The following is a 16,243-nucleotide window of genomic DNA, read 5'->3' on the forward strand; positions in this document are numbered from 1 at the left end:
TTTCCTTATGCTTAAAGAAACAACAAATAAAACCACTATATATGACTCAACAGGAAAATATTTTAAAGAAGTACATCATAAAGAAGAAAAGAAAGAAGAAATAACTGCAGGAGGTTCTGCTGCAATAGGTATTGGTTGGGAAGTATCTATTAACCTTAAAGAAATATATAATTTTTTTACCGATTTATTTAAATAATTTCAACATGGATTATACCAAACGTTTTTTATCATTCCTCATTGATGAAATCATTTTTTCAGTTATGGCAATAGTTCTAATGCTTATATTATCTCATATAGGAATATTAAAAGAAAACTTTAACTTTTCTATTATAGGGCCAATTATTTTTTGGAGTCTCTTCATCTTTAAAGATCTAAAAGGTAAAAGTTTTGGAAAAAGTATATTTAAGTTGCAAATTGTGGATTGCCAAACAAAAAAAACAGCATCTCCACTAAAATGCGTCTTACGCAATTTATTTTACATATTAGGCATATTTGATTTAATATTTATGTGTTATCATTCTCAAGGAAGAAGGTTAGGAGATTATATAGTAGGTACTAAAGTCATCAAGTTGTAATTCAATTTAATAATTGAGTAGGAGGAAAATGGAAGTTTTCTTCCTACTTTCATTTTCTGACCTCACACCACCGTATGTGCCATTCGGTATACAGTGCTTCTCTTAGCTGCGATTCAATTGAGTATATAACTGATATAGAGAATTTGGAAAAAGCAAACATTTTTACCCAAATCCTTCAGTGAAGTTCCGATATGGTACACCTCTGTTCCGTCGATAATCAGGAGCTTGTTGTGTCCGTTCCAGTAGCTTCGCACGTCGATGGGGGACTGGTCATTATGTTTGTCAAGGTCAAGCTGAAGTTGTGCCGTTATCTTTTGTGTATAGATGATGGCTACGACAAAACGGGAAACATTCTCGGAATCAGACGCATGGGACAGACCGGAGCGCAGGAATACGGACTGGTGGACAACCTCGCACTGACCTACAGCGGAAACCAGCTGACGAAAGTTACCGACAATGCAGCAAGTTCCGCATACAGCAACGGCTTTGAATTCAAGGACGGTGCAGATAAAGAAATGGAATATACCTACGATGAAAACGGAAATCTTACTCAAGATTTGAACCGGAACATCAAGGATATTCAATATAATTTCCTAAATTTGCCACAACGCATTGAGTTCGGGGACGGAAGTACGACCGAATACCTTTATGACGCCGAAGGAAGAAAGCTCCGCACGGTACACAGGGCAGACGGAAAGACGACTACCACCGACTATGCAGGGAATTTGATCTATGAAAACGGGAAACCCTTCAGATTGGTTACGGAATGCGGATATGTATCCCTGCCCGACGGTATGTACCACTACTACCTGCAGGACCATCAGGGAAACAACCGCGTAGTGGCAGACCGGAACGGAAAGGTGGAGGAAGTGAACCATTACTACCCCTTCGGAGGTATGTTCGCCAACACCGGAAACGTACAGCCCTACAAGTACAACGGAAAGGAACTTGATACACGGAAGGGACTTAACTGGTACGATTACGGGGCAAGACATTATGATCCGGCTGTGGGAAGATGGCATGTGCAGGATCCGATGGCAGAAAAATATTGTTCATGGAGTCTTTATATATATTGTTTGAATAATCCTGCAAATTTTGTAGATATGAAAGGAAAAGATGTGTGGGTTAAAAACCTACCAAATGGAACTTATCAAATAGTAGGAGGAACTATAAACCAAGATTTAAACATTTACCTTGTAGATGAAAATGAAAATAAGTCAAATAATGTAGTAGGAAGTACTTTAACACCTTATTCATTTTTTGGGGAGATAATGGAAAAGTTATAAAAGGAGCAATCATTAATCCTCAAGATTATAGTGGTCAGAGATTTATTGATAAAAAAATTATAGCTGATAATCCTAGTATTTTATATTATATGCCCAATGCAGTTGGAGGAAAAAAGTATGACTTCAAAACCAGAGGAATGAATAATAACCTTAATATCATTGAAAAAGAACAATATAAATATCGTGGTATGCCTTTTAAAGATGCACAAGGTAAAATAGTTTTTGCTTCTGCCCGTAATATTGGGAACTATGGGGCAGGATATATAGCTGGTAAATTTGGAATGGACTGGAAAACTGCTCGTATAGGCTTTGATGGATTGCAAAGTATCCAAGAAGGACGTTTATCGCATGAAGGTATGACCACCCAAAAAGCAGAACGCTTAGGATATGAAGCTGGTACTGCCAATAGCTGGTTAAACCAAATAAATAAATGGTTAAACCAAATACTTAACAGACCTACCGAGCCACCATTTTAAAAAGTATATCGAATATGTGGAAACTTTTTTTAAAAGCTTTAGCCATGAAAATGGCTAAAGCTTCTATAGTAGTTATTACTTTAATATTTATATTTCTACAATACAGGCATTTTTATCAAATAAATGCGATTACATTCACTGTATGGAAAAAATGGGGAGGAAAGTGTTATATAACACCATATCCTTATTTAGGTTTCTATACACCACAACAAAATTATATACAAATGTCCAACCTTGGTGAAATAGATATTTTTATTGATTACGATTCTACTTTACTCATTTTTAATGAAGAGTGGGGGGAAGGAGCTCTTAATAATGTGAAATGTTATTTCCCTAATTATAAACACAAGCATTTTTATTTGGATTCCCTATCAACAAAAGAAGAAACTAAGACATTTCTAATTGAAAGAGCCCAATATAGAAAAACTTTACCTTCCATTTTTATTAGTGCTAAAAGTATGTGGGTAGAAACTCAAAATACAAGTCAACCATAACTTATATATACTCTACGAATACAAGTTCAGTTACCGTTAATACAGCATCTGCCAGCCCTACAGGGAGGAGACCGTAATGCTGTTCAAGATGACGGACTGGCATATCAGAATAACTACCCGGTAGGGAGTCTGACAAAAAAACTACAGAAAGACGAGAACTGGACTTTCGGAGCAGACGGGACAGTGGAAACCTATACCGACAACGAAGGAAGAACCGTGCTGAAGCGAAGAATACACACCGGCACAAACGGAACACCTCGACACCTACTATGTGTACGATGACCTGAACAGACTGCGCTACGTGTTGCCCCCGCAAATATTCCGGCAGGCAGGAGAAACCCGCTCCGGGAGTGATAAAGGGATAGCAGACTACGCATATGCATACCGGTACAACGGAAACCTGCTGACGAAAGTTACCGACAATGCAGCAAGTTCCGCATACAACAACGGCTTTGAATTCAAGGATGGGGCGGACAGGGAAACGGAATATACCTACGATGAAAACGGAAATCTTACCCAAGATTTGAACCGGAACATCAAGGATATTCAATATAATTTCCTAAATTTGCCACAACGCATGGAGTTCGAAGACGGAAGTACGACCGAATACCTCTATGATGCTGATGGAAGAAAATTCCGTACTTGATTATATGATATATAATATGAAACCTGAAAATCATGAAATATACGAACGGAAAAAGAAGAACATTTTGGGGTAAGGTCAATTTCAACCGGCATACTTGCAACAGCGTATATGTGGGCTTTATATCAGATTTGAGTTGTTGAGGAAATAATTTTAAATAACATCTTTGTATCAACCTTTTATATCATAATTATGAAATATCTGTTTTTGAAGATTTTTTTGCTTCTTCCTGCCTTTCTTTGGGCACAGGAAGCACGCTTTCGTTCGGGATATATTGTTACGCTGGATAATGATACCATCCGGGGAGAAATTATGTTGCGCACAGATGAGCAGAACAGCAGGCTTTGTATTTTCAGGGAAGGTTCTCAAGGGGCGGAGCGTCGTTTTTCTCCGACAGAACTTCGTTCGTATCATTTTGTGAATGGAAAGCACTATTTTTCTCAGTTGGTTACCATTGAGCAGGAGCCTGAGCAGCTTTTTCTGGAATGTCTCGTAAAGGGAGGGCTTACTCTATATTATTATACTACTCCTTTCGTACAATATTATTTCTTTTATGATGAGAAAGATGGAACGCTGATAGCGGTTGACAATAAAAAGAGGGAGGTTAGTGACGGTCATTCTGATTACCAGGGGGTTGACCTCCGGTACAGGGGAGTTTCGCGTTATGTGATGCGAAAGTGGAATGAAGCCGAGAAACGAAGCAAGCATCTGGGGTTCAATCATGAGGATATGATTGGTACTGTAGTAGACTATAACAATGCCGTATGTACTGATCAGGATTGTGTGGTTTATGAAGTAAATGATCCTACACCGTCACACTGGCAGTGGGGAGTCTTTGGAGGATATGCTGGAAATATTGCGCATGATTATCAAAAGTCGCTTAGTGGATATGAGATCGGTGTGCAGTTTTCTTTCATTTCTCCCCGTTTTTCTCCTTCGCTTGCTTTTCTGGCAGAGGTGACCTATGCGGGTTCCGGACAGTCGTATGCTGCTGACCCGAATGTGCTTACCTACGGTGAATTCAAGGCTCAGTGTCTTGCTTTCAAGGTGGGAGGACGGTACATCTTTGGAAAGAGTGCCTTGCGTCCTTTTGTTCAGGCCGATGGACAGTTTGCATTCGAGATTGGAGAGGCCGATGATACAGGGGTGTCTGCGCTGGCAGGAGCCGGACTGCTCTATCGTGTATTCAAGAAACACGATATCTTTGTGCAAGGCTACTGGAATGTATGTCATACACAACGGTGGGGACTGCGTGCGGGCTTTTTGTTCTGATGTTATCCGGAAGTCTCCGTTGCGGTTGTTGCCTTTTCGGGGTACACGGCCTGTATCGGGAGGCTAAGAACCGGATGGCATGAACTTGGGTTGGCAAAATGGCTGGAGTTAGAAGCGCTCGTCGTTGGGGCGTTCGTTTATAGATTCCGGCTGTTTTTCTATCTTGAGTTTTGCACCGCAATATTTGCAATATAGGGCTTCGAAATCGTGTCCTTCCCGGTCGCAGCGAGGACATCTCCGTTTCTTGAGCTTATTGTGCTCGCTGACCATTGTGGCTGATACAATTCCTGTGGGGACGGCTATTATGGTATAGCCTATCAGCATGATTACTGCCGAAATAAAGCGTCCGAACGGGGTAACGGGGGTGATGTCGCCATATCCTACTGTGGTCATGGTTACGATTGCCCAATATATGCTGTTGGGGATGTTGTTGAAACCTGAATCGGGTACATTGCCTTCTATCATGTACATTATGGTTCCCATTGATGTAACCAGTATCAGTACGAAGAAAAAGAATATGAGAATCTTAGGGGCACTGATCCATAATGAACGTAGCAGCAGATTGCCTTCATTGATGAAGGTGAACAGCTTGAAGATGCGGAAGATTCGTATCAGACGAAAGGCTCTTATTACGAGAAGGTAGTGGGAGCCTATGATGAAGAAACTCATATATACCGGCAATGTGGCCAGCAGGTCAACTATTCCGAAGAAACTGAATATGTATTTCTGTGGCTTTTTAAGGCAGTATATTCGGGCCAGGTATTCGAAGGTGAAAAAGAGTGTGAGCACATATTCCAGGATTCTCAGGGCGAGATAGGCGGAGTGGGGGAATACATGCATGCTTTCCAGTATTACCAGTATTACACTCAGTGTGATGCTGCCAATCAAAATAATATCGAATAGTTTTCCTTTTCGGGTATCTGATTCGAATACGATGGCATATATCTTTTCTTTTAGTGCTTCGTTGTGCAGGAAATGTTGCCAGTGCTGATATATTCTTGAAATGACATTCATGTGGGTATCGGTTCTGTTTCACTGGAACAAAGTTAGCAATAAATCGGATGTGATTGTAATGATCTCCGGATTCTTTACAAGAGGTTTGTGTATGACAAACTTCTTGTAAGAGGGGGAGATATGGTTTTGAGGGGAGGCAGTACGGTTGAGGCTGCCTCTTGTGGGAAAGGTCAGGAGGCAGTGGGAGGAGCAGGACGCTGCTTGATCTTGAATCCTATGGCTGCCACCAGGATGCTCATGAGCGGACTGATCCAGTTGAAGAAGCAGAATGGCAGGTAGGTCAGGGTGGTGACTCCCAGAATGGTGGCTTGTGTCATTCCGCAAGTGTTCCACGGAACCAGTACGGAGGTTACCGTGATGGAATCTTCGATGGTCCGGCTCAGCAGGTTGCTTTCATATCCTTGTTTCCTGTAAATGTTTCCGAACATATTTCCCGAAAGGATGATGCTGATGTACTGGTCGGCTGTAGCCAGATTGAGGAACAGTCCGGAGAGGGCTGTTGAACTGACCAGTCCGAAGCGGCTTTTTACAAAGCGCAGCAGGGTGGAGGTGATGCTTCCGATCATGCCTCCGGCGGTCATGGCTCCTCCGAAACACATGGCACAGATAATCAGCCATACGGTATTCATCATACCTCCCATTCCGCGTGTGCTTACAAGGTCGCTCAGGATGGCATTGTCGGTATGGATAGACGTACTGCCGTAGCAGGTAATCAGGGTACCCTTGAATAAGCTGTCGCCTCCGGCTATTTCGCGCAGCAGTTCCGGCTGGAAGATGAGTGCGCACAGGCAGGCCAGAAGGGTGGAGATGAATAAGGTGATGGTAGCCGGTACCTTGCGGGCAATCATGATTCCCGTTACAACCGGTACAATCAGCAGCCAGGGACTGATCGTAAAGGTCTGCTCCAGGCTTGTCAGGAACTGGGTAATCTGTGCCGTATCGCTGTTCTCATGGGTAAGCCCCATGAAGGTGAAGAGGATGAGGGCAATGGTCAGCGAAGGGATGGTGGTATACATCATGTAGCGGATGTGCTTGAACAGTGGTGTTTCCGTTACAGAGGCTGCCAGTACGGTTGTTTCCGACAGGGGGGATACCTTATCGCCGAAGTAGGCTCCCGAGATGATGGCTCCGGCAATCCATCCTTCGTGAAAGCCTTGTGCTTTGCCGATACCCATCAGTGCGATACCGATGGTGGCTATCGTGGTCCACGAACTTCCGGTCATTACGGAGATGAGTACGCAAATCAGACAGGTGGATGTCAGGAAGTAGTCGGGATGAATAATCTGCATGCCATAATAGATGAGGGTAGGTACGACACCGCTGATCATCCAGGTGCCGCTCAATGCACCGATGGTAAGCAGTATCAGCAGGGAACTGGCTACACCGGTGATGTTGTTGACGATGGCGTGTTCGAAATTATGCCAGGGAATACGGTAGAAGACAGAACCGATAAATATGCAGGAAGCGGTTGCTACCAGCAGAGAAATCTGGCTTCCTCCGCTCAATGCGTCTCCTCCGAACGTGCGGATAGTGGCAAAAAGCATCCCTGTAAGGAGTATGATAGGGATAAATGAAACAAGGGGTGAAGGTAGTTTGTATTTTGAATCCATTGTATGTTAATTTGTTACGGGGTGCAAAGGTACAATATTTTGTGTTTTTTTTCATTGATATGCAAGAAAAATGTATAAGAATAGGATGTAAAAAGTGGTTTTTGGAGGTTTGCTGAATAAATATGCATATTTTACAATCGGAAGGGAAGGAAGAGTAAAGAAAATGGAGAAAAAAAGACAACCTGAACCGGCGCTGGCTGGCGCTTGTTCAGGTTGTCTTGGATATCGGAAGGCGGTGGCCTTTCCTTTTGAGCGGATTGTATCAGAGTTTATAATCCCATTGTTCGAGGGCAAATGACCAGTTCTTTTCCACCAGTTCGATGGTTTCGGGCTTGTACTGGTATTTGTTTTTCTTATAGCCTTTTTTCTTGTTGACGTAAGCGGCAATGTCTGCCTTGGCTTCCTCGAATCCCGGAATGGAGAGTTTCTGATAGATTTCCTGGGTCAGGTCGAAAGCGTTCTTTTCGTAGTCTTCGAACTTAACTTCTACCAGGTTGCCTTCGGGGATGAACTGCTTGTCGGCTTCGTACTTGTGGTACAGTTTGGCATATACCGAAAGGATGTTTTCCTGCAGGGCTTCTTCTGAAATATCCTGAAGCTTCAGCGGCTGGATGGTATTGGTAAAGAAACTGCGTGTCGACTCGAATACGGTATACGGGTTGCGCATCAGGTAGATGAATTTGGCATTCGGGAACATCTTCACCAATTCTTTCACGCGACCGGTATGGGGCGGATTCTTGCTCAGGAACTGGCTTCCGTGCGTGTTCCAGAGTGAAATCTTGATGAGTTTGGTAAAGGTTTCCTCAAAGACCTTGAGTTCTTCTTCGCTGATATCGTCGAACAGCAGGTACTTGTCAGCATATTCTTGCATGTGCTTGGGCAGGAACCAGAAGTTGTAATAGGTGTACGGCATCATGTTGGCCAGGGCAAATTCTTCTTCCTGAGGAAGGTCGACGGCCAGTTCCATGTTGTCGGTCGGTCGTTTGTCGGGCATGAGCCAGCTCATGTTTTTCTTGAAAAACGGCTGTCCCCACATCATCAGATGCGGGAATACGGTCTGGTAAGTGGTATTGTAGCCGAAGTGCTTGTCGCAGGAGAATACGTTGTGCATGAACGTAGTGCCGCTGCGCCAGTGGCCCAAGATGAATACAGGGTCGTGCTCCAGCGGCTTGTCGGCCAGGAGTTTCTCGTACCTGTGGTCTTGCAGGGGCTTGAGAATGGAAAGCAGACGGCATACCGCTTTGGTCAGCCGGTATTTTCCCCGGTAATCGGGGTCGATGTTCCGGTTGGCGGTAATCTGGTTGAATGTTTTCCAGTCGGCTCCTACCAGGGTATTGATTGGTAATTTATTGAATTCAAGTAATCCCATGAAATGAGTTTTTGTACAATGGTTGAATAATAAAATCTTGTCGGATTGCTTTTATTTCTTGACTTCTACGGCAATTCCCTGGCGGGCCAGTTCCTTGACGGCTTTGTCAATGGCTTCATAATGTGCCGGCTCGATGCCCAGTTTGGGCAGGTCCAGTACCGGAAGCTCCATGGTATTGTGCATATCCTTATCGGCTACCTGGTCGATGATCATACCTACTGCACTGGTGTTGTTGGTAATCGGGTCGATCAGGATGAAGGCGCCGGTGGCTTTGTTCTTTTCGTACGGATCGAAGAACAGTTCTTTGGAAGAGGTCAGGACCACGCGGGCTATCTGGTTGAGCTGCATGGGGACATCTTCCTGCTTCAGCCGTCCGTTTTCTACCGACAAGTGCTCCATGGTGTTGATGTCTACCTTATAGGCAATGTGGTCGATACGTGTGCGGCTGGTGTTGGTGGTCTGCTTCAGGAAGAAGGATTTTTCCATATCCATCTTTTCTTCGTCCATCCATACCAGCATGGCTTCGAAGTTGCGTCCGATCATCGGCTGGTTGTCGGGGTGTACCAGCATTTCTCCGCGGGATACGTCGATTTCGTCTTCCAGGGTCAGGGTGACTGACATCGGCGGGAAGGCATAGTCGATTTCTCCTTCGTAGGTGACGATGCTCTTGACGTGCGATTTCTTTCCGGAAGGAAGTGCCATGACTTCATCGCCCTTGCGGATGATGCCTGAGGCTACCTTGCCGCAGAAGCCGCGGAAGTCGAGGTTGGGGCGCAATACGTATTGCACCGGATAGCGGAAATCCTGCAGGTTATGGTCGTTGCCGATGTGTACGGTTTCCAGGAATTCCAGCAAAGACGGACCTTCGTACCATGGGGTGCGGTCGGACTTGTCGACTACGTTGTCGCCGTCAAGGGCCGACAGCGGAATGCACTGTACATCGGGGATGCCCAGCGGATTGATGAAGGCTTTGTATTCACCGACAATCTTGTCGAAGACTTCCTTCGAGAAGTCTACCAGGTCCATCTTGTTGACTGCCAGTACGACGTGCTTGATGCCCAGCAGGGAAACCAGATAGGTGTGACGGCGGGTCTGGGTGATTACTCCGGTACGTGCGTCGACCAGAATAATGGCCAGGTTGGCTGTCGATCCGCCGGTAATCATGTTGCGGGTGTACTGTTCGTGTCCTGGAGTGTCGGCGATGATGAACTTGCGGTTGTTGGTAGAGAAATAGCGGTAGGCTACGTCGATGGTGATACCTTGTTCGCGTTCGGCTTTCAGACCGTCGAGCAGCAGGGCATAGTCGATGTGCTCGCCGGCATTTCCTACTCGTTTGCTGTCGCGTTCGAGGGCATCCAACTGGTCTTCGTACAGTTTCTTACTGTCGAAGAGCAGACGGCCGATGAGGGTGGATTTTCCGTCGTCTACCGAACCGGCTGTCAGGAAGCGCAACAGGTCTTTTTGTTCGTCTTTCTTCAAAAATTCCTCGATGGACATGGTGCCTCTGGCTTCCCCTTCCATCGGGTTTCCTGATTTGTTTTTATCTAGTTGTTCCATAAATTCAGTCTTTTGGGGTTAGAAATATCCTTCGCGTTTTTTCTGCTCCATGCTGGCTTCCTGGTCGAAGTCGATGACACGGGTAGTGCGTTCGCTCTTGGTGGTGGTCATCATTTCCTCTACAATCTTTTCAATGGTATCGGCTTCGCTTTCGATGGCTCCGGTCAGCGGCCAGCAGCCGAGGGTACGGAAGCGGATTTTCTTCATCTCAATCTTGTCTTTGTACTGTTCCGGAAGGCGGTCGTCATCGGGCATGATGAGCTGTCCGTCGAGGTTGATGACCGGACGTTCCTTGGCAAAGTACAGGGGCACGATAGGGATGTTTTCCAGACGGATGTATTGCCAGATATCAAGCTCGGTCCAGTTGCTCAGCGGGAACACGCGGATGCTTTCTCCTTTGCGGATGCGGGCATTGTAGATGTCCCAGAGTTCCGGACGCTGGTTCTTGGGATCCCACTGGTGGAATTCGTTGCGGAACGAGAAAATACGTTCTTTGGCACGTGATTTTTCTTCGTCGCGGCGGGCGCCTCCGAAGGCGGCATCAAACTTGTATTTGTCGAGCGCGTGAAGCAGGGCCTGAGTCTTCATCAGGTCGGTGTGTACCTTGCTTCCGTGGGTAAACGGACCCACACCGGCACGGAAGGCTTCCATGTTGCTTTCTACAATCAGGTTCCATCCGTATTTCTTGGCATATTCGTCACGGAACTGAATCATTTCCTTGAATTTCCATTTGGAGTCGATGTGCATCAGCGGGAAGGGAACTTTTCCCGGTGCAAAGGCCTTTTCGGCAAGGCGTACCATGACCGATGAATCTTTTCCGATGCTGTAAAGCATGACGGGGTTTTCAAATTCGGCTGCCACTTCGCGGATGATGTGAATGGACTCGGCTTCGAGTTCTTTCAAGTGGCTTAACTTATATTCTTCTTTCATCTTGATTATGAATATTGTTTGTATTCGGAATTAAAATGTAATCCGGCTGCGCGTCTGTGGCGGGCGGCCGGAAGTGTCTGGTTGTCTTATTTCTGACCGGCGGGCAACACCTTGGGCAAAATCAGCTGCAGGAGTTGTGCGACGGATTCTTCGAGCGACAATCTGGAAGTATCCAGTGAGAGTGCCGGATGTGCCGGGGCCTCGAAGGGGGCGGATATGCCGGTGAAATTCTTGATTTCTCCACGGCGTGCCTTGGCGTACAGACCTTTCACGTCTCTGCGCTCGCACTCTTCGATGGGGGTGCTGACATAGATTTCCATAAAGTCATCCGGACCGATGATGCGGGCTGCCATTTCGCGCAGGTCGTTGTTGGGACTGATAAAAGCGGCGATGGTGATGATGCCCGTATCGACAAAGAGTTTTCCGATTTCGGCAATGCGGCGGATGTTCTCTACCCGGTCTTCTTCCGAAAAACCGAGGTTGTTGTTGATTCCGCTGCGGATGTTGTCACCGTCGAGGATGCGGCACAGGAGGCCGCGTTTCTGGAGTTCGCGTTCCAGGGCGATGGCAATCGTACTTTTTCCGGAACCACTCAATCCGGTGAACCAGATCATTACGCTGTGCTGCCGGAGCAGGCTTTCTTTATCTTCGCGGTTGAGCATCCGGTCGAAAATCGGATAAATATGAGTTGTTTCTGTGGTCATTGTTACTGTTTTTTGTCGTTTAAAAAGGCCATATCTGTGGCACTACAAAGATAGAAATTAAAAAGGTAATAATGTTCAATGGAAGTCCGATTCGTAGGAAATCGGTGAATTTATAGTTTCCTATACCTTGTACAATCAGGTTGGTCTGGTAGCCGATCGGGGTGGAGAAGCTGGCAGATGCTGCCATGCAGATTACCACGAAGAAGGGCATGGGGTTCACACCCAGTTGCTGTGACAGTGACAGGGCAATGGGGAACGAGAGGGCCGCGGCTGCATTGTTGGTGATCAGTTCCGTAAAAATGTTGGTAATGATGAACAGTATGGCCAGCAATACATAGGGGCCGTAACTGGCGCTCAGTCCGATGATGTACTGTGCCAGTATGTTGGATACGCCGGAGTTCTCCATGGCCTTGCTGATGGCAAATGCACAGGCAATGGTAATGAGAATGTCCCACGAGATGTATTTGGTGTATTTCTGCGGCGGGAATATCTTGGTCCATGCCATGATGACCGTGGTGATGGCCACAAAGAAGAACATGTCGAGTTCGAGGCCTTCGGGCAGGTATTCCTGTACCGCCGGCAATTCGCTTACCGTGGCACCTGTAATCATGAAAATCAGGAGCGACAGGGCAAACCAGCGTTTTTTCTTTCCGGCTGGTTCGTAGTCCTTTCCGTTGGCCAGCATCAGGAAGACAGAAGATTCTCCCCAGGTCTTGATGAAACTGTCATCGGCCAGCAGCAGGAGGGTGTCGCCTTCACGGAAACGGAGTTTGCTGATGTCGTTGTAAGTATGTCCGTTGCGGCGTATTTCCTTGATTTCAGCTCCGTAATGGCGCTGGAAGTCGAACTCGCTGATGCGTTTGTTGATACCCGGGAAACGGGCTCCCAGAATGGCTTCTACCAGGTGGTAGGTAGACGGTTTCTTATCGTCTTCGGAAAGGTTTTCCGGACGGTCGGCCGGCAACAGGCGGGTAGAGAACAGCAGGAGGTAGATGATGCCTGCCAGGGCAATGAAAATACCTACCTTTCCCAGTTCGAACATGCCGAATCCTTTCATTCCGGCATCTTCTATCATGCTGTGTACCACCAGGTTGGTTGAGGTACCGATCAGGGTACAGATTCCTCCCAGGATGGTTGCGTACGACAGGGGTATCAGAAAGTATGTGGCCGGCAGTTTCAGGTAATTGGCCCATCGCTTGATGATGGGGGCGAAGATCACCACCACCGGCGTGTTGTTCAGAAATGCGGAGATGACGGTAATCGTAGGCAGGATGCGCAACTGGGCTTTCAGTACGCTGGTTTTCTCCTGCGGCAGCAGTTTTTTGATGAACTGGGTGAGGGCTCCGCTCTGCCGGATACCTTCACTGACCAGAAACAGAAGGGCCACGGTAATCATTCCCTTGTTGCTGAAGCCGGCCAGCAATTCCTTGGGCGACAGGATTCCGGTGCACAGAAACACCACTACCGCCGAAAAGAGAATCATTCCGGGGCGCATCTTGTCCGTTGCCAATGCGGTCAGCATAAGGGCAAGGGTAATAAAAACGATGATAACTTCAAATGTCATTATAAGTGATTATTCTGCAATGAACCAGGGGTTCAGTAAGTTTTCTTTATTGTATGTTAGCGGTTGCATGGTCTCGGCGTGGTAGACTTCCTTTCCGGCTGCGCGGATGATGGCGTGTCCGGCTGCGGTATCCCATTCCATGGTCGGGGCAAAGCGCGGATAGACATCGGCGTTTCCTTCGGCGATGAGACACAGTTTGAGGGAACTGCCTTTGGAGACGGTTTCCACTTTCGGGTATTTTTCTTCCATTTTCCGGATATAGGCTTCGGTCTCCGGAGTAAGGTGCGACCGTGAGGCCACTATCAGGAAGGTATCGGACGGAGTGTGACGCTTTTCGTACGGAATGCGCTCCGACCGGGCAATCAGTTCTTCCAAGGTATTTGCTTCCAGTTGGGAGATGTGTGAAACCTTGTAGGCTCCCAGACTGCAGTCGGCAAAATACAGTTCCTGCTTGACAGGGATATAGATGACGCCTGCTTCGGGAACACCTTCTTTTACGTAGGCGATGTTGACCGTAAACTCTCCGTTGCGCTTGATGAATTCCTTAGTGCCGTCCAGCGGATCGACAATCCACAGTTCCGGCCATTCCTTGCGGATTTCCCAGGCGGTCTTGGCTCCTTCCTCACTTAAAAGGGGGTAAGGGGTCTCTGCCAGGTGTGCGGCAATGACTGCATGGGATTTGCGGTCGGCCAGGGTCAAAGGGGAGTTGTCTGCTTTCTTTTCGATTTCGAAATCAGCATTCGGATCGGTATACACTTTCATGATGGCTGCACCTGCTTCCAGGGCTGCTCGTATAGCTGTAAAAAGTATCTCTTTATTCATAATGCTTAAATGGTTGTAAAGTAACATATTTTTGCGGTATTACCACTGTTCCATTTCTCTTATTTTCTGTTCTGTCCTTTGATATTTGCTGTTGTTTTAACGAATTTTTTCTTTCCTATCAGGTAGTTTTGACTTCATGTGCCTGTTTCCAGATGCGTATCATGTAATAAGCCAGGTGGGTAAAGGCGAAGACGAAAGAAATGATCAGCAGGGTCTGATTCTGGTCCCATCCTACGGTCTGCTGGTGCCAGAGTCCGGTAATGATGCACAGTACCGAAAGCACGAGTCCCAGTATGTTCAGCACCATGTCGCCTTTCCGGTGCAGGCGATGAGGCTCCAGTTTGCTGTGCTTGCGGCCGTAGCAGGCATAGACATCCAGTCCGATGAGCATCCAGAGTACCAGGCGTATCCAGGTATCTGCAGGAAGGAAGCACATCATGCAGAGGCAGATGAGGATTCCCATGATGGGGGTGAAGGGGACAAAGGGGACCTTGAAACTCCGTTCTACTCCGGGCATGGTCTTGCGGACAATCAGTACGGCGGCGCATACCAGGGTAAAGGCCAGCAGGGTACCGATGCTGGTCATTTCTCCGGCTACCTGGGCGGGGACGAAGCCTGCCAGCAGACTTACCACTACCATGAAGAGCAGGTTGCTGTGCATGGGGGTGTGGAACCGGGGACTGATGCGGGAGAAAAAGGGTGGCAGCAGGCCGTCGTGGCTCATGCTCAGGAAGATGCGGCTTTGTCCCATCAGGGTGACCATAATGACGGAGCAATATCCGAAGAGAATGGCTAGGATGATGGCTTTGTTCAGCCAGGGATAGAGTGGCTGTACCTGACCGGTGGCATCGGGAATTCCCATTTTTTCGATGGCAACGGCTACGGGGGCAATGCCTTCTTGGCCTTCGAAGGCTGTGTAATGGACAACGCCTGTCATGACGTGGGCAAAAAGGATGTAGAGCAGGGTGCATACCAACAAGGAAACCAGGATGCCGATGGGCATGTCGCGCTGAGGCTTTTTGGTCTCCTGGGCCGCTGTACTGACGCAGTCGAATCCCAGAAAGGCGAAAAAGACGATGGCGGCTCCCCGGAGAATACCGGAGAATCCGAATTCACCTACCTGTCCGGTATTGGCCGGAATGTAGGGAACGTAGTTGTCGGTCTGGATAAACTGCCATCCCAGGATGATGAAAACCAGGATAACAGCTATTTTGAGAAATACAATCAGGTTGTTGACAAACGAACTTTCGCGGGTGCCGCGCACCAGCAGCAGACTGATCAGGATGACAATGCCGATGGCCGGAAGGTTGATGATGCCTCCGTCCCAGGGGCAGGCCGTCAGATGATGGGGGAGTTGAATGCCTATGCTTTGAAGGAAGACTACCAGGTAGCGGCTCCAGCTGATGCTTACGGTGGTAGCGGCTACGGTATATTCCAGCACCAGATCCCAGCCTATGATCCAGGCTATCAGCTCTCCCATGGTGGCATATGAATAGGTATAGGCACTTCCCGATACCGGAATCATGGAGGCGAATTCCGCGTAGCACAGTCCGGCAAAACAACAGCCGATGGCGGCTATGGCAAAAGACAATGTAATGGCCGGTCCGGCATATTCGGAAGCTACTGTTCCGGTAATGGAGAACAGTCCTGCTCCGATAATTACTCCTACTCCCAGGGCAATCAGGCTGAAGGGACCGAGTACCCTTTTCAGACTTTTGTCTCCCGAATTGCCGGCTTCTTTCTGTAATGCTTCAATTGTCTTCCGAATAAATAACCCTTCCATCTATCTGTAGTTTTGTCGTTATGTAGGTCGGCGGCATTGCTGCCGCTTTCCCCATTAAGAACTGTACGTGCGACTTTCACCGCATACAGCTCCGATAATTCTAAATTTAATTCTCATAAAATTAAATCGGCTCATAATCATCTT

15 protein-coding genes and 2 pseudogenes are annotated in these 16,243 nt (G+C 47.1%); 7 read left to right on the plus strand and 10 right to left on the minus strand.

All coding sequences use genetic code 11. The features are described from left to right. The first annotated feature begins 7 nt into the window (after positions 1 to 7). Positions 8 to 196: a hypothetical protein gene (locus tag H3001_RS06410; RefSeq protein ID WP_181214438.1), complete on the plus strand. Its 189-nt coding sequence runs from the start codon at positions 8 to 10 to the stop codon at positions 194 to 196. Positions 197 to 203: 7 nt separating this feature from the next. Further along, positions 204 to 575 carry an RDD family protein gene (locus H3001_RS06415; protein WP_181214439.1) on the plus strand — a complete coding sequence of 124 codons (372 nt, stop codon included), beginning with the start codon at positions 204 to 206 and terminating at the stop codon, positions 573 to 575. Positions 576 to 624: 49 nt separating this feature from the next. On the opposite strand, the pseudogene H3001_RS19755 reads toward H3001_RS06415, so the two are convergent. Further along, positions 625 to 913 (minus strand): annotated as a pseudogene (locus tag H3001_RS19755) (hypothetical protein); the annotation flags it as partial. Between H3001_RS19755 and H3001_RS06420 the strand changes: the two are divergent. From H3001_RS06420 to H3001_RS06440, 5 genes and pseudogenes are all read left to right on the plus strand, one after another. Next, positions 905 to 1,708: pseudogene (locus H3001_RS06420) on the plus strand (RHS repeat domain-containing protein); the annotation flags it as partial. The pseudogenes H3001_RS19755 and H3001_RS06420 sit on opposite strands and share 9 nt — an antisense overlap. 290 nt (positions 1,709 to 1,998) lie before the next feature. Beyond that, the gene (locus H3001_RS06425) at positions 1,999 to 2,337 is read left to right on the plus strand and encodes a hypothetical protein (RefSeq protein ID WP_181214441.1); all 339 of its coding nucleotides are present in this window, start codon (positions 1,999 to 2,001) and stop codon (positions 2,335 to 2,337) included. A gap of 14 nt (positions 2,338 to 2,351) precedes the next feature. After that, on the plus strand, positions 2,352 to 2,831 hold the full coding sequence (locus tag H3001_RS06430; protein ID WP_181214442.1) for a hypothetical protein: 480 nt from the start codon (positions 2,352 to 2,354) through the stop codon (positions 2,829 to 2,831). A 271-nt stretch (positions 2,832 to 3,102) separates the two neighbouring features. Further along, a complete protein-coding gene (locus tag H3001_RS06435; RefSeq protein ID WP_181214443.1) occupies positions 3,103 to 3,477 on the plus strand; it encodes a hypothetical protein in 375 nt (124 codons plus the stop codon). Positions 3,478 to 3,666: 189 nt separating this feature from the next. Continuing rightward, complete coding sequence (locus H3001_RS06440) at positions 3,667 to 4,746, plus strand: SPRY domain-containing protein (protein ID WP_181214444.1); 1,080 nt, start codon at positions 3,667 to 3,669, stop codon at positions 4,744 to 4,746. 108 nt (positions 4,747 to 4,854) lie between these two features. On the opposite strand, the gene H3001_RS06445 is transcribed toward H3001_RS06440, so the two are convergent. The 9 genes from H3001_RS06445 to H3001_RS06485 form a co-directional block, all read right to left on the minus strand. Next, complete coding sequence (locus H3001_RS06445) at positions 4,855 to 5,760, minus strand: ion transporter (RefSeq protein ID WP_181214445.1); 906 nt, start codon at positions 5,758 to 5,760, stop codon at positions 4,855 to 4,857. A gap of 170 nt (positions 5,761 to 5,930) precedes the next feature. After that, complete coding sequence (gene nhaC, locus H3001_RS06450; RefSeq protein ID WP_181214446.1) at positions 5,931 to 7,370, minus strand: Na+/H+ antiporter NhaC; 1,440 nt, start codon at positions 7,368 to 7,370, stop codon at positions 5,931 to 5,933. 262 nt (positions 7,371 to 7,632) lie between these two features. Further along, the gene (locus H3001_RS06455; protein WP_181214447.1) at positions 7,633 to 8,739 is read right to left on the minus strand and encodes a sulfotransferase family protein; all 1,107 of its coding nucleotides are present in this window, start codon (positions 8,737 to 8,739) and stop codon (positions 7,633 to 7,635) included. A gap of 51 nt (positions 8,740 to 8,790) precedes the next feature. Then, positions 8,791 to 10,296, minus strand: coding sequence for a sulfate adenylyltransferase subunit CysN (cysN, locus tag H3001_RS06460; RefSeq protein ID WP_181214448.1), 1,506 nt, complete (start codon positions 10,294 to 10,296; stop codon positions 8,791 to 8,793). Positions 10,297 to 10,314: 18 nt separating this feature from the next. Further along, positions 10,315 to 11,226, minus strand: a complete 912-nt coding sequence (gene cysD, locus H3001_RS06465; RefSeq protein ID WP_181214449.1) for a sulfate adenylyltransferase subunit CysD — start codon at positions 11,224 to 11,226, stop codon at positions 10,315 to 10,317. 86 nt (positions 11,227 to 11,312) lie between these two features. Next, entirely contained in the window at positions 11,313 to 11,930 is a 618-nt protein-coding gene (cysC, locus tag H3001_RS06470; RefSeq protein WP_181214450.1) for an adenylyl-sulfate kinase, read from the minus strand. A 19-nt stretch (positions 11,931 to 11,949) separates the two neighbouring features. After that, a complete protein-coding gene (locus H3001_RS06475) occupies positions 11,950 to 13,494 on the minus strand; it encodes an SLC13 family permease (RefSeq protein WP_181214451.1) in 1,545 nt (514 codons plus the stop codon). 9 nt (positions 13,495 to 13,503) lie between these two features. Next, positions 13,504 to 14,316 (minus strand): 3'(2'),5'-bisphosphate nucleotidase CysQ, encoded by an 813-nt coding sequence (gene cysQ / locus H3001_RS06480; RefSeq protein WP_181214452.1) that lies wholly within the window; start codon positions 14,314 to 14,316, stop codon positions 13,504 to 13,506. Between the two features lie 118 nt (positions 14,317 to 14,434). Then, the gene (locus H3001_RS06485; RefSeq protein WP_181214453.1) at positions 14,435 to 16,099 is read right to left on the minus strand and encodes an amino acid permease; all 1,665 of its coding nucleotides are present in this window, start codon (positions 16,097 to 16,099) and stop codon (positions 14,435 to 14,437) included. Between the last annotated feature and the right edge of the window lie 144 nt (positions 16,100 to 16,243).

The organism is Phocaeicola faecicola (assembly GCF_013618865.1).
GTDB classification, from domain to species: Bacteria; Bacteroidota; Bacteroidia; order Bacteroidales; family Bacteroidaceae; genus Phocaeicola; species Phocaeicola faecicola.

Bases quoted from the DNA above. Each gene is read 5' to 3' on its own strand.
- H3001_RS06455 (WP_181214447.1), bottom strand. From the start codon at position 8,739: ATGGGATTACTTGAATTCAATAAATTACCAATCAATACCCTGGTAGGA.
- cysD (WP_181214449.1), bottom strand. From the start codon at position 11,226: ATGAAAGAAGAATATAAGTTAAGCCACTTGAAAGAACTCGAAGCCGAG.
- nhaC (WP_181214446.1), bottom strand. From the start codon at position 7,370: ATGGATTCAAAATACAAACTACCTTCACCCCTTGTTTCATTTATCCCT.
- H3001_RS06430 (WP_181214442.1), top strand. From the start codon at position 2,352: ATGTGGAAACTTTTTTTAAAAGCTTTAGCCATGAAAATGGCTAAAGCT.
- cysN (WP_181214448.1), bottom strand. From the start codon at position 10,296: ATGGAACAACTAGATAAAAACAAATCAGGAAACCCGATGGAAGGGGAA.
- H3001_RS06485 (WP_181214453.1), bottom strand. From the start codon at position 16,099: ATGGAAGGGTTATTTATTCGGAAGACAATTGAAGCATTACAGAAAGAA.
- H3001_RS06410 (WP_181214438.1), top strand. From the start codon at position 8: ATGCTTAAAGAAACAACAAATAAAACCACTATATATGACTCAACAGGA.
- H3001_RS06415 (WP_181214439.1), top strand. From the start codon at position 204: ATGGATTATACCAAACGTTTTTTATCATTCCTCATTGATGAAATCATT.
- H3001_RS06475 (WP_181214451.1), bottom strand. From the start codon at position 13,494: ATGACATTTGAAGTTATCATCGTTTTTATTACCCTTGCCCTTATGCTG.
- H3001_RS06445 (WP_181214445.1), bottom strand. From the start codon at position 5,760: ATGAATGTCATTTCAAGAATATATCAGCACTGGCAACATTTCCTGCAC.
- H3001_RS06425 (WP_181214441.1), top strand. From the start codon at position 1,999: ATGAATAATAACCTTAATATCATTGAAAAAGAACAATATAAATATCGT.
- cysQ (WP_181214452.1), bottom strand. From the start codon at position 14,316: ATGAATAAAGAGATACTTTTTACAGCTATACGAGCAGCCCTGGAAGCA.
- H3001_RS06440 (WP_181214444.1), top strand. From the start codon at position 3,667: ATGAAATATCTGTTTTTGAAGATTTTTTTGCTTCTTCCTGCCTTTCTT.
- cysC (WP_181214450.1), bottom strand. From the start codon at position 11,930: ATGACCACAGAAACAACTCATATTTATCCGATTTTCGACCGGATGCTC.